Origin of the sequence: Streptococcus chenjunshii (assembly GCF_003086355.1) — a bacterium.
In the GTDB taxonomy this organism is placed as follows: Bacteria; Bacillota; Bacilli; order Lactobacillales; family Streptococcaceae; genus Streptococcus; species Streptococcus chenjunshii.
On record NZ_CP031733.1, the window covers coordinates 960,575 to 973,655 of the forward strand.

The 13,081-nt window shown below is 44.0% G+C and carries 9 protein-coding genes and 2 pseudogenes; 9 read left to right on the top strand and 2 right to left on the bottom strand.

Annotated features, from left to right (window positions below):
- The first annotated feature begins 65 nt into the window (after positions 1-65).
- The 6 genes and pseudogenes from DDV21_RS04755 (at position 66) to DDV21_RS04775 (ending at position 7,326) form a co-directional block, all read left to right on the top strand.
- Positions 66-1,064 (top strand): alpha-ketoacid dehydrogenase subunit beta, encoded by a 999-nt coding sequence (locus DDV21_RS04755; RefSeq protein WP_116877394.1) that lies wholly within the window; start codon positions 66-68, stop codon positions 1,062-1,064.
- A gap of 65 nt (positions 1,065-1,129) precedes the next feature.
- Positions 1,130-1,382, top strand: a pseudogene (locus DDV21_RS12065) (biotin/lipoyl-containing protein); the annotation flags it as partial.
- A 104-nt stretch (positions 1,383-1,486) separates the two neighbouring features.
- Positions 1,487-2,512 (top strand): annotated as a pseudogene (locus DDV21_RS04760) (dihydrolipoamide acetyltransferase); the annotation flags it as partial.
- A gap of 145 nt (positions 2,513-2,657) precedes the next feature.
- Positions 2,658-4,412, top strand: coding sequence for a dihydrolipoyl dehydrogenase (gene lpdA / locus DDV21_RS04765; RefSeq protein ID WP_116877392.1), 1,755 nt, complete (start codon positions 2,658-2,660; stop codon positions 4,410-4,412).
- A 298-nt stretch (positions 4,413-4,710) separates the two neighbouring features.
- A complete protein-coding gene (locus tag DDV21_RS04770; protein WP_116877391.1) occupies positions 4,711-5,703 on the top strand; it encodes a lipoate--protein ligase in 993 nt (330 codons plus the stop codon).
- 429 nt (positions 5,704-6,132) lie between these two features.
- The gene (locus tag DDV21_RS04775; protein ID WP_181963476.1) at positions 6,133-7,326 is read left to right on the top strand and encodes a hypothetical protein; all 1,194 of its coding nucleotides are present in this window, start codon (positions 6,133-6,135) and stop codon (positions 7,324-7,326) included.
- Between the two features lie 209 nt (positions 7,327-7,535).
- Here the strand turns inward: DDV21_RS04775 and gatD are convergent, their stop codons facing one another.
- Together gatD and murT are read right to left on the bottom strand one after the other, a co-directional pair.
- Positions 7,536-8,324 carry a lipid II isoglutaminyl synthase subunit GatD gene (gene gatD / locus DDV21_RS04780; RefSeq protein ID WP_116877390.1) on the bottom strand — a complete coding sequence of 263 codons (789 nt, stop codon included), beginning with the start codon at positions 8,322-8,324 and terminating at the stop codon, positions 7,536-7,538.
- Positions 8,324-9,667, bottom strand: coding sequence for a lipid II isoglutaminyl synthase subunit MurT (murT, locus tag DDV21_RS04785; protein ID WP_116877389.1), 1,344 nt, complete (start codon positions 9,665-9,667; stop codon positions 8,324-8,326). The genes gatD and murT overlap by 1 nt, the downstream gene beginning before the upstream one ends.
- A gap of 96 nt (positions 9,668-9,763) precedes the next feature.
- Between murT and cdaA the strand changes: the two genes are divergently transcribed.
- The 3 genes from cdaA to glmM are packed head-to-tail and all read left to right on the top strand — an operon-like array spanning position 9,764 to position 12,973.
- The gene (gene cdaA, locus DDV21_RS04790; RefSeq protein WP_116877388.1) at positions 9,764-10,615 is read left to right on the top strand and encodes a diadenylate cyclase CdaA; all 852 of its coding nucleotides are present in this window, start codon (positions 9,764-9,766) and stop codon (positions 10,613-10,615) included.
- Positions 10,612-11,568, top strand: coding sequence for a CdaR family protein (locus tag DDV21_RS04795; RefSeq protein WP_116877387.1), 957 nt, complete (start codon positions 10,612-10,614; stop codon positions 11,566-11,568). Before cdaA ends, DDV21_RS04795 begins: the two co-directional genes overlap by 4 nt.
- Before the next feature lie 52 nt (positions 11,569-11,620).
- The gene (gene glmM / locus DDV21_RS04800; RefSeq protein ID WP_116877386.1) at positions 11,621-12,973 is read left to right on the top strand and encodes a phosphoglucosamine mutase; all 1,353 of its coding nucleotides are present in this window, start codon (positions 11,621-11,623) and stop codon (positions 12,971-12,973) included.
- Positions 12,974-13,081 lie beyond the last annotated feature (108 nt).

Here is a 13,081-nt window from a genome sequence, read left to right on the forward strand (position 1 = left end):
AAATAAGCAGAATAACCCTACATAAATCACTATTTTAAAATCATTTATTTCGGAGAAAATCAACTATGACAGAAACAAAACTAATGGCCTTGCGTGAGGCAGTCAATCTTGCAATGAGCGAGGAAATGCGGAAAGACGACAGTATTTATTTAATGGGAGAAGACGTCGGTGTTTACGGAGGTGACTTCGGAACATCTGTCGGCATGCTGGCTGAATTTGGTGAAAAACGCGTGAAGGATACGCCGATTTCGGAAGCAGCTATTGCAGGCAGTGCCATCGGGTCAGCCATTACCGGTCTGCGTCCGATTGTGGATGTGACTTTTATGGATTTCATTACAATAGCACTTGATGCCATTGTCAATAATGGTGCCAAGAATAACTATATGTTTGGCGGCGGTTTGAAAACACCGGTGACCTTCCGTGTTGCATCCGGATCCGGAATCGGGTCGGCAGCTCAGCACTCCCAGTCATTAGAGGCTTGGCTGACTCATATTCCGGGCATTAAGGTGGTCGCTCCGGGGAATGCAAATGATGCCAAAGGGCTGCTGAAGTCGGCTATCCAAGACAATAATATTGTAATTTTCATGGAGCCTAAAGCACTCTACGGGAAGAAGGAAGAGGTTAACCAAGATCCCGATTTTTACATCCCTTTGGGGAAAGGTGAAGTTAAACGGGAAGGGAGCGATTTAACCATCGTTTCCTACGGCCGAATGCTGGAGCGGGTCCTTCAGGCGGCTGAAGAGGCTGCCGCTCAAGGGATTGACGTAGAAGTTATCGATCCGCGGACACTGATTCCGCTTGATAAAGAGCTGATTATCAGCTCTGTTAAGAAAACCGGCAAACTTATGCTAGTCAATGATGCTTACAAAACCGGCGGGTTTATCGGCGAAATAGCCGCAATGGTAACTGAAAGCGATGCCTTCGATTATCTTGATTATCCCATTGTCCGCTTGGCCAGCGAAGATGTACCGGTTCCTTATGCCCGCGTACTTGAACAGGGAATCTTACCTGATGTAGCTAAAATTAAAGCGGCCATTGAAAAAATGATTCGCAAAGGAAATTAAAGAGAGAAAAATGCTGCAGTCCGGCTCACCCAGCGCCGGACTGCAGGCTGAAAGAAAGGAAAGTTATGGCTGTTGAAATTATTATGCCAAAACTTGGCGTTGACATGCAGGAAGGCGAGATCATCGAATGGAAAAAGCAGGAAGGTGACAGCGTTAATGAGGGAGACATCCTTCTGGAAATCATGTCCGATAAAACGAATATGGAATTGGAAGCTGAGGACTCAGGCGTGCTTCTTAAAATTATCAAAGAAGCAGGAGAAGTTGTTCCTGTTACAGAAGTCATCGGCTATATCGGCGCTGAAGGTGAAACAGTAGCAGCACCGTCAGAAACGGCTGCCAAAACGCCCGATAAAGCTGAGACACAGCCGGCAGCACTCTCCGGCAGCACTCCATCTCCTAAAGGAGAACCGGCTGATTCACAGGAGACAGGTAAACTTCGCGCCACCCCGGCTGCGCGCAAATTAGCAGCAGAAGCAGGTATTGAACTCAGCCGTGTTTCGGGTACCGGCGCACAAGGGCGTATCCATAAAGAGGACGTTGAAAAAGTTAGAGACAGTCAGCCCAAAGCGACACCATTAGCGCGCCGTATTGCAGCAGATAAAGGTATTGACCTTGCTGCTGTCAGCGGGACAGGTGTCAATGGCAAAATTGTCAAAGATGATATTTTAGCTGTGCTTGCTGCCGGTCAAAAAGAAGCGGCCGTTCCAGAACAGCCTCTTGAAGCGAAAGAGCCAGTATTGCCGGAAGGTGTCGACATTATCAAGATGTCAGCTATGCGCAAAGCGATTTCCAGAGGAATGACACAATCCTATTTTACCGCTCCTACTTTTACGCTTAATTATGATATTGACATGACTAATCTGATAGCTCTTCGCAAACAGGTGCTGGAGCCTATTATGAACAAAACAGGCTTAAAAGTAACCTTTACTGATTTAATCGGGTTGGCAGTAGCCAGAACGTTAATGAAAGAAGAGCACCGCTATCTCAATGCCTCTCTGATCAATGATGCGACTGAAATCGAGCTGCATCGCTTTGTTAATATCGGTATCGCCGTCGGCCTTGATGACGGATTAGTGGTACCGGTCGTACATAATGCAGATAAGATGAGTTTGTCTGAATTTGTTACAGCTTCCAAAGACGTGATTAAAAAAGCTCAGACCGGCAAACTGAAAGCAGCTGAAATGTCAGGGCCAACCTTCTCTATTACGAATTTAGGCATGTTTGGCACTAAAAGTTTCAATCCGATTATTAACCAGCCGAATTCAGCAATTCTCGGTGTATCAGCAACGGTACAGACACCGGTTGCAGTTGATGGAGAAGTTCTTATTCGTCCGATTATGGGACTGTCTCTCACTATCGATCACCGTTTGGTTGACGGAATGAACGGTGCGAAATTTATGGTCGACCTTAAACAGTTGCTGGAAAATCCGCTGGAATTACTGATTTAATTGATCTTACGACTTACTTAGAAAAAAGAAAAGAAAGGAAAGGAAAGCCGAAGCCATCCAAACAGCAGTCAGTCGTCCGTCCTTATATGAATAAAGAGGGGACTGTGTATTGCTATAGCTTGCGGCTATCTTTAGGAACTTAATTATGGCTGTTGAAATTATTATGCCCAAACTCGGTGTTGACATGCAGGAGGGCGAGATTATTGAATGGAAAAAGCAGGAAGGCGACAGCGTTAACGAAGGCGACATCCTTCTGGAAATCATGTCCGACAAAACGAATATGGAGCTGGAAGCTGAAGAGTCCGGCATTCTGCTGAAGATTACCCGCGCTGCTGGAGAAGTCGTTCCTGTCACAGAAGTTATCGGCTATATCGGTGCCGAAGGTGAAGTCATAAATGATAAAGAAGAAGCACCGAAAGCAGACGCGGAACAGGCATCAGCTGATTTACAGGCAGCCGGTTTGGAAGTACCGAGTTCTGCTGCAGCTGGCGCTGCAGCAGAACGGCCCGCGCTTGCTGATGATGAGTATGATATTATCGTTGTTGGCGGCGGTCCGGCCGGATACTACGCAGCCATTCGCGGCGCGCAGCTGGGAGGCAAAATTGCGATTATCGAAAAATCAGAATATGGCGGTACCTGTCTGAATGTCGGCTGTATTCCAACAAAAACTTACCTTAAAAATGCAGAAATTCTCGATGGTCTGAAAGAAGCAGCAGGCCGCGGAATCAACCTGGCCTCAACTAATTATTCCATCGATATGGATAAGACAGTTGATTTTAAAAATTCAGTTGTCAAAAAGTTAACAGGCGGAGTCGCCAGCTTGCTGAAAGCCAATAAAGTAACAATGTTTAACGGTCTTGGCCAAGTCAACCCCGATAAGACAGTCTCCATCGGCAGTACCACGATTAAGGGGCGCAGCATCATTTTAGCAACTGGCTCCAAAGTATCGCGCATCAACATTCCGGGTATCGATTCACGGCTTGTTTTAACATCCGATGACATTCTGGATTTAAAAGAAATACCAAAATCACTTGCTGTTATGGGCGGCGGAGTTGTTGGTATCGAACTCGGTCTGGTTTGGGCTTCTTACGGAGTTGATGTAACAGTAATTGAGATGGCTGACCGCATCATTCCGGCTATGGATAAAGAAGTATCATTGGAGCTGCAAAAGATTTTGGCTAAGAAAGGCATGAAGATTAAAACTTCAGTCGGGGTTTCTGAAATTATCGAAGCTGATAATCAGCTGACGCTGAAATTAAACGATGGCTCAGAAGTGGTTGCTGAAAAAGCCTTGCTGTCAATCGGCCGTGTTCCGCAAATGAACGGACTTGAAAAACTTGAACTTGAGATGGAAGGCAACCGCATTAAGGTTAACGACTATCAGGAGACCTCAGTCCCAGGTATCTACGCGCCTGGAGATGTCAACGGCCGCAAAATGCTGGCTCATGCTGCTTACAGAATGGGCGAAGTTGCTGCTGAAAATGCTCTTTCCGGCAATGTCCGTAAAGCTAATCTTAAGTATACGCCTGCGGCTGTTTATACCCATCCGGAAGTCGCTATGGTGGGAATCACCGAAGAACAGGCGCGCGAGCAGTATGGCAGTGTCTTAGTCGGACGTTCCAGCTTTACCGGCAACGGCCGCGCAATTGCGTCAGGTGAAGCAGAAGGCTTCGTAAAAGTCATTGCAGACTCTAAGTACCACGAAATTTTAGGTATCCATATTATTGGTCCGTCAGCTGCTGAGCTGGCTAACGAAGCTTCAACAATTATGGAAGCTGAACTGACAGTCGATGATGTAGCGCAGTCTATTCATGGCCATCCAACCTTTTCGGAAAATATGTATGAGGCAATTATGGATGTGTTAGGTGAAGCTATCCACAATCCGCCGAAACGCCGTTAAAAATGACAAAAGTAAGGAGAAGAGAGGGAGCCTGCCTATACGGTTTCCCTCCACTCTTCGATTTTTAGGTTCGGCCTGGCCTCCTCCACTGGGTAAGGTCGGTCTCCGCTCTGTGCAGTCGGTCAGGATAGCCGCTATATGATTTACGGAGCCCCTAAGCAGTCACTGTTTAGGGCAGACGCCTGAAAACGAAGATACATCCAGACTGGAATGACCAGCCAGTACGCAAAAATGTATTCTTATAAAGTGAACTAAGCTGGAACAGGTCTGTTCCAGACTCAGACTTTTTGGAGAGAAAATGAAATACATAGTTAATACCAGCCATGATCCGGCATTTAATGTTGCACTTGAAGCCTATGCTTTTAGAGAATTGATGGATGAGGAAGAACTCTTCATTCTCTGGATAAACAGACCGGCTATCATTATCGGCCGTCATCAAAATGCTATTGAAGAAATTAATAAAGAGTATACTGATAAACACGGTATTGAAATCGTCCGCCGCTTATCAGGAGGCGGAGCTGTCTATCATGATCTCAATAACCTTAACTATACTATCATTTCTGCAAAATCAGGTGAAGAAGGAGCTTTTGACTTTAAGACTTTTTCAAAACCGGTTATTGACACTTTAGCCAAATTAGGTGTTAAAGCTGATTTTACAGGCCGCAATGATTTAGAGATTAAAGGCCGAAAATTCTGCGGCAATGCCCAAGCTTATTATAAAGGCCGCATGATGCATCACGGCTGTCTGCTGTTTGATGTAGATATGACAGTCTTGAGCGATGCTTTAAAAGTGAGTAAAGATAAAATTGAGTCCAAAGGTGTTAAGTCAGTTAGAGCGCGTGTTACCAATATTTTAGATGAACTCCCGCAAAAAATGACTGTTCAGGCATTTAGTGATGCTCTTTTAGAGCAGATGAAAGAAAGCTATCCAGATATGACAGAATATCAGCTGTCAGAAGCAGAATTAGTTAAAATCAAACAGTCGGCCGAAGAGCAGTTCGGCAGCTGGGACTGGACTTTTGGCAAATCGCCGGAATATACAATTTCTCGAGCTGTACGCTATCCAGCAGGGAAGATTACGACCTATGCTAATGTTGACCAGTCACTTATTAAAAGTATAAAACTCTACGGTGATTTCTTTGGAGTTAAGGATGCTGCTGAGATTGAACAGCTTCTGGCCGGCCTCCGCTATGATTATGCTGCCGTTCTGGCTAAACTGCAAACGGTTGATATTGCAGATTACTTCGCTGGAATGACGGAAGAAGAAGTCGCTAAGGCCATTGTTGCTTAAAGCAGTCTCAGAGCTGACTGAGAAATCCAATACCATTTTTATCAAAAGAGGCAGGGACGTTTGTGATCTGTACCCCAATCGTTAGATTTTGTGTCCAACTTTTGAGGGTCAGTACAAAAGTCCTGCCTCATTTTACTTTTTTAAACATGTGAGTTTGGCGGAGCGGCTGATTGGAAGTTCTTATCCTTTGCACAATAAGGGACAGCGGCCTCCCAAGTCAACTGTGCGGAGGCGAGACGACAAAACGAAATCGTCATCTTATGACAATTTACCAATTTTTGCCCGACTCTTTTGCCTGGGGCCTTTCAAAAATATTTTAAAGCCTGGGGGTACCGGGATAATTATCTGATTCGCTTTATTTTTTCTTCCTTTGCCTAGCTTTTCTTTTTATGTTATGATTTAAATGTGATTGTTTTGGGAGAAGGAATAATGAAATACAGTAACCTTAATTTTTTACGGCACAGAGACAGTTATCAGGTGATTTACACTGTGGCCTTTATGTTTTCCATTTATGCTTATTTTATCAAGCGCTATTTAGTGGATGCTGACTATATCATCGTTACAGTGCTGGCTTTGATTTTAAATGTAGCTGTTTTTGTCTGGCATATTTATTTGTACGGCTGGTCAAGACAAAGTGTCTTTGCTTTGGCCAGTGCCGGTCTTTTTGCCCTCTTTATGCCGCATGAGACCTATTTACAGAATTTTGTCTCAGATTTTTCGCTTCTTTCTTTTTTTCTGCTGTCGGTCTCCGTTGATCCAGAACAAAAGGACTTTGTTTCTTTTGTTTTCTATGCCAAGCTGTTTTTAGCCGTAGCAGTCTTTTTATTTTATATCAATGGGAAATTGCCCGATGTCACTTTTTTTAGACCTAGCAAGGAGCTCGTCCGTCATTCTTATGGTTTTGGCCACCCTAATTCCTTAAGCATGTTTATCACAAGCATCTTTTTGGATTTATCTCTGATGAGAAAAAAAGCCTTCCGTCTTTTGGAAGCACTGCTGTTTGCTTTGGCGGTTATGATGCTGTATGCAGTGACTGATTCGAGAACCGGTTTTATCGGCGGCTTGGTGATTCTCTTTTGCACGGTATGTTACCGGCAGCTGTCCAGCTATGAGATTTTGGGCCGCGACTTGTTTATCGCGATTATGACAATTTGTCTGTTAGGGCTGTTTCTATCAGCGGTTTATACTCCGGATATTCCCATCCTCACCTTTTTTAATCGCATTTTTTCCGGCAGGCTCAGCAATGCTCATGCTTATTTGGAAGAATACGGGCTGTCCTTCCTGCCTCGGACAATCGAGCCTCTGTCCTATGCTAATGGAGGGAAAATTTTTAATGAAAACTTTTATGTCGATTCGCTCCTGCGCCAAGGACTGCTCTTATACAGCTTTTTTCCGGTCTTAATTGCCTTGCAGACTTTAAAGAGACGCTTTAAGCTTTATCACGCTATCCTTATTATTTCTGCTTTTTTGACGGCTATGATTGAGGACTATGGTGTAAGCTGTCTGATATTTACCTGCCTGCTCTTCAATTATTTTGCAGTTGAAGAGGGTAAGGAAGAAGAAAGAAAAATAAAATTTCCTCAAGTTGACTTAAAAAACATTTTCTCACGTATTAAAAACTGATGTTTATCAGCATCCTAAAAGAAGTCTGGGACAAAAAGTTCCAGACTTCTTTGCTTTTTAAAAAATAAACAGGACTGTTTGACGGACAGCTTTACAGTTCAGAAGTTTGACCGAATGCGGGCACCGGTTTCTTATAAAGCTTAATATTGAACTCAGGCTCATTTCTGCCTTGCAGTAAGCACCGGTAGTTAAATTGACGGATTTAAAGGTTATTTTTCAAAATCGGCCTTGCTTTTGACATCCGCATATTCTTCAGGGACTTCTTTAGCCAAAATGTCTTTATACTGAGGCAGTGTTATTTCCTGACCGTACTTATTTTTCAGTGCCGTTGTAATCAGCCGGTAAGCTAAATTGGCATTTCGTGACAGGAGAGGTCCGTGAAAATAACTGCCAAACACATTTTTGTAATGAACACCCTCGGTACCGTCTTCCTGATTATTCCCCTTGCCGTAAACACACATGCCTAAAGGTTTCTCATCAGCAGCTAAGAAAGTCCGTCCCTGATGATTTTCAAAACCGTAGTAGGTTTCATCAAATTCTTCGTTATAAATTTTGATATCACCGATAAAGCGATTGCTTTCCTGATTAAGCGTATAGTGCCCCATAACGCCTATACCGTTAATTTTTTGACCGTCAGCCTGTATATAATACTGTCCTAAGAGCTGAAAACCTCCGCAGATGGCCAGCAGCACTTTTTCATTTTGTATAAAACGGTCAATTGCTTCTTTTTTAGCCGGTAAGTCCTGAGCAACAATAGACTGCTCATAGTCCTGTCCGCCGCCAAAAAAAGCTAAATCGTAGTCTTCAGCGGCAAACTGATCTCCCAAAGACACAATATCAACCTGCATTCTGGCTCCCAGTTTTTCAGCAACATATTTCAGCATGAGGACATTCCCATTGTCACCGTAAGTATTGAGAAGGTTGCCGTAAAGATGGGCAAGCTTCAGTTCGTAGAGATAGTCTCCGTTAACAGGAGATTCCAATGAAGTATAAGTCATCAGTCCATCTCCTTTCTCACGGCATGGCGGCTGGCCAGCAGCTCACGAAATTCCAGCATGGCCGTATAAGTAGCTAAAATATAGGCGTGCTCACACTCTTGTTCTTCGATGAATTTTACAATATCAGCCAGCTGTGCCGCTTCTGTCATTTTTTCCTCACTATAGCCGGTAACTCTCAGCCGTCTGGCGATTTCTGAATGGCGAACACCGCCTGCAAAAATCTGCGGAATATCCATATCCAAGATACTTTCAAAGTGAGCATCCCAAATCCAGCTGGTATCAATCCCGTCAGCATAGTTAGCATTAAGCAGGACAGAGAGCGTGAAAGGATAGGGAGCAAGTTTTATCATATCGAGAGCCTGACTGGCTCCGACAGGATTTTTAATGAGAACAAGCGTACATGATTTATCACCGATTTTGAATGTTTCCTGCCGGCCAAACACTGCACGGCTTTTATCGAAACCGGCTTTAATTTTATCTGGCTCAATCCCGAAAAATTCGGCAACAGATACTGCCGCCAAGGCGTTGTATACATTGTACAGCCCGCCGACATTGATTTTATACGTCTGTCCATCAATGACAAATTCAGAACTTGTATTAGTGACCGCAGGCAGTTCAGTCAGTTTATAATCAAGAACAGGCCGCTTAAAACCACAGTTCTCACAGATATAATCACCTAAATTGGCATAGGTATTGAGTCTGTATTTCAAAATACTCTGACAGACCGGACAGAGTATGCCTTCTGTGTTGTAGTGAGCCAGCTGCGGCGGATGAGTTTCTGTCAGAAACCCGTAATATTTAACAGGATTAATAAGCTTCCGAGAATTAAAAAGCGGGCTGTCTCCATTGGCTAAAATTGTCGCTTCAGGCGCTTTTTCGGTACCAGCCAAAATCATTTGGTAGGTTGTGTAAATTTCTCCGTAACGGTCCATCTGATCCCGAAAAATATTGGTAAAAACAAAAAGACTGGGAGTGATATATTCTGTCACTTTAGCCAGACTGGCTTCATCAATTTCCAATACTGCAATTTTTTTAGCAGAAGCGTTTTTTTTAGCAGTTAAGAAAGTTGAGACAATGCCTGAAATCATATTGGCGCCGCTGGGGTTGGTTACAATGTCCCCGAAGGCCTCTTTTAAAATACCGACAGTCAAAGCAGTAGTCAGTGTTTTGCCGTTTGTACCGGTCACGACAACAATTTCATAATCCTTAGCAATAGTATCTAAAATATGTTTGTCAAACTTAAGAGCCAAACGGCCAGGAAAAGTTGAGCCGCGCCCCATTTTTTTTAAGATAAAGTTGACTGACCGTCCGGCCATAATTCCTATAACTGTATTTAACTTCATAATTTCATTTTATCACAAAATATCATTTGTTGATACAGAAAATCTCAGCACATCGTGTTATAATAGAAATGCATATTAAAAGAAAGAGATAGACTTATGAGTCATTTAACATCGATCGATGCTAAGTTTTGGGCAAGCCTGTTTGAAAGCCCCTGGCTTTTTACAGTTCATGTCTTAGACATTTTGATTGTCGCTTGGTTGATTTACAAATTTATTAAAGCATTGGCAGGAACTAAGATTATGTCTTTGGTTCAGGGTGTTTTGCTGTTTATCGTTTTTAGATTTGTTGCCGAGTGGATTGGCTTTACAACGATTACCTACTTGATGAATCAGGTCATTACCTATGGTGTCATTGCCGCAGTTGTGATTTTTGCGCCGGAAATCCGGTCAGGCTTGGAACGGTTCGGCCGGACGACACAGGTTTTCCTGCAGAAGCAGCAGCTCAGCGATGAGGAAAAAATGATTGAGGCTCTGGTAGATGCTGCTGCCTACATGAGTCCGCGTAAGATTGGTGCCCTGATTTCCATTGAACGCACACAGACCCTGCAGGAGTACATTTTAACAGGAATCCCTTTAGATGCCGATATTTCCAGCCAGCTGCTGATTAATATTTTTATTCCTAATACGCCGCTTCATGATGGTGCAGTGATTATCCGCGGGAATAAAATTGCGGTATCCAGTGCTTACCTTCCCTTATCCGAATCAACAGCGATTTCAAAGGAATTCGGAACACGCCATCGGGCGGCGATTGGTTTATCCGAGCATTCTGATGCTTTAACTGTTATTGTTTCTGAAGAAACAGGAGCCATTTCTGTGGCTGCCAAAGGGGAGTTTTTACACGATTTGAGCTTGGATAATTTTGCAGCCGTTCTGCGCACTCAGCTAATGGTTGAAGAGGACGAGCAAACAGCATGGTATAAGCGGTTATTGAGGAGGAAAAAAAGATGAAAAAACTTTTCAACAGTCACTTGTGGCTGGCACTTGTTTCTGTTTTTCTCTCTGTCCTTCTTTTTTTAACTGCGGCAGCCAGTCAGTATAACAGCTCTGGCACACAGACTGCCGGCCTGTCTGAGACCTATACCCACACTCTGTCAGATGTTCCCATTGATATCAAATATGACAGTGATCAATATTTTATCAGCGGTTATTCGTATGAAGCGGAAGTTTACCTGACATCTACCAACCGTGTTAAACTGGATTCTGAAATAAACAGTGATACCAGAAGTTTCAAGGTAGTCGCTGATCTAACCGGCTTTTCAACCGGCACAACCACTGCGCCCCTGCAGGTCACCGACTTGCCTTCCGGTATGACAGCCACTGTTCTGCCGGACAATATTTCAGTGACTATCGGCAAGAAAAAGACAAAAACATTTCCGGTTCAGGGACAGGTTGAGTCCAGCCAGCTCGCTGCGGGTTATGCTTTGAAAAAAGTCGCTGTCAATCTGACAGAAGTAGAAGTGACCAGCGATGAAACAACCATTGAACAGATTGATCATGTCACTGCCCGTCTTCCGGAAGATGAAGTGCTGGATGATGATTACAGCGGCAGGGTAACCCTGCAGGCTGTTGCTTCGGATGGCAAAATTTTAGCCAGTGTGATTGAACCGGCCAAAGCTACACTGACTGTTAATGTTAAAAAATTAACCAAAACAGTGCCGCTTACGGTTAAAACAAGAGGAACTATGGACGACAGTTTGGCCAATATCGATTATAAATTAAGTCAAGAAACAGTGACCATTTCAGGCAGTCAGGAAGCATTAGATGCTATTGATCAGGTGCAGGCTGAAATTGACATTAGTGATGTAACAAAAGATACCAGCAGGACCGTTAACTTATCCGCAGATAATGTCACGGTTGAACCTTCGGCAGTTACTGTTGAGTTGACAACGAAGAAAAAATAATAGATAATAGCAAAGAATATGAATGGAGGAAGCGAAAATTCGCTGAAAAATTATGGGAAAATACTTTGGCACAGATGGTGTACGCGGGGAAGCTAATGTAGAATTAACCCCGGAATTAGCTTTTAAGCTTGGGCGTTTTGGCGGTTATGTTCTCAGCCAGCATGAAGCAGACCGTCCCCGTGTATTTGTCGCACGTGATACTCGGATATCCGGTGAAATGCTGGAATCTGCTCTTGTTGCGGGTTTACTTTCAGTCGGGATTGAAGTGTACAAACTCGGTGTTTTAGCAACGCCTGGTGTCTCCTATCTTGTACGCACCGAAAAAGCTAGTGCAGGTGTCATGATTTCTGCCAGTCATAATCCGGCTTTGGACAATGGCATTAAATTTTTTGGGAGCGACGGTTTCAAGCTGGACGATGAACGTGAACTGGAAATTGAAGCGCTTCTTGACGCTCAGGAAGATACTTTGCCGCGGCCGTCTGCCCAAGGATTGGGAAGAGTAGTGGACTATCCGGAAGGTTTGCGTAAATATGAAAAATTCCTTGTTTCGACAGGGGCTGATTTAGCAGGAATGAAAATAGTCCTTGACACAGCTAACGGGGCAGCTGCAGTAACGGCAAGAGATATCTTTCTGGATTTAAATGCTGATATTGCAGTAATCGGTGAAAAGCCTGACGGTCTTAATATTAATGACGGTATCGGCTCAACTCATCCCGAACAGCTTCAGGAAAAAGTGAAAGAAACAGCTTCTGATTTGGGGCTGGCTTTTGATGGGGACAGCGACCGCCTGATAGCGATTGATGAAAACGGCCAGATTGTTGACGGGGACAAGGTGATGTATATCATCGGCAAATACTTGTCAGAAAAAGGCGAGCTCGTCCAAAATACGATTGTCACAACAGTGATGTCCAACCTCGGTTTCCATAAAGCGCTTGACCGTCAAGGCATTAACAAGGTGATTACCGCTGTCGGTGACCGTTATGTTGTTGAGGAAATGCGCAAATCAGGTTACAATCTGGGCGGCGAGCAGTCGGGACATGTGATTATCATGGATTATAACACCACTGGAGACGGTCAGCTGACGGCTATTCAACTGACTAAGGTGATGCAGGCAACCGGCAGAAAACTCTCAGATTTAGCCGCAGAGGTAACAATCTATCCGCAGAAGCTTGTCAATATCCGCGTTGATAACAAGATGAAAGATAAGGCCATGGATGTGCCGGCTATCGCAGCTGTCATTGAGAAAATGGAAGCAGAGATGGCTGGCAACGGCCGGATTTTAGTCAGACCAAGTGGCACTGAGCCGCTTCTGCGCGTGATGGCAGAAGCACCGACACATGAGGAAGTCGGTTATTATGTGGATACTATCGCTGAAGTAATTCAGTCAGAAATTGGTATCAAGTAAGTACTTATCGGTAACAATACGTGCAGAGAACAAGCGCTGCACACTGAATCCTACGATGTCATGTACTGATAAGAAAAAAACGGTTCATTATCAACTGTAGAGACTAGA

Coding starts and splice junctions, on each gene's coding strand:
- DDV21_RS04755 (WP_116877394.1), top strand. CDS start 66: ATGACAGAAACAAAACTAATGGCCTTGCGTGAGGCAGTCAATCTTGCA.
- lpdA (WP_116877392.1), top strand. CDS start 2,658: ATGGCTGTTGAAATTATTATGCCCAAACTCGGTGTTGACATGCAGGAG.
- DDV21_RS04770 (WP_116877391.1), top strand. CDS start 4,711: ATGAAATACATAGTTAATACCAGCCATGATCCGGCATTTAATGTTGCA.
- DDV21_RS04775 (WP_181963476.1), top strand. CDS start 6,133: ATGAAATACAGTAACCTTAATTTTTTACGGCACAGAGACAGTTATCAG.
- gatD (WP_116877390.1), bottom strand. CDS start 8,324: ATGACTTATACTTCATTGGAATCTCCTGTTAACGGAGACTATCTCTAC.
- murT (WP_116877389.1), bottom strand. CDS start 9,667: ATGAAGTTAAATACAGTTATAGGAATTATGGCCGGACGGTCAGTCAAC.
- cdaA (WP_116877388.1), top strand. CDS start 9,764: ATGAGTCATTTAACATCGATCGATGCTAAGTTTTGGGCAAGCCTGTTT.
- DDV21_RS04795 (WP_116877387.1), top strand. CDS start 10,612: ATGAAAAAACTTTTCAACAGTCACTTGTGGCTGGCACTTGTTTCTGTT.
- glmM (WP_116877386.1), top strand. CDS start 11,621: ATGGGAAAATACTTTGGCACAGATGGTGTACGCGGGGAAGCTAATGTA.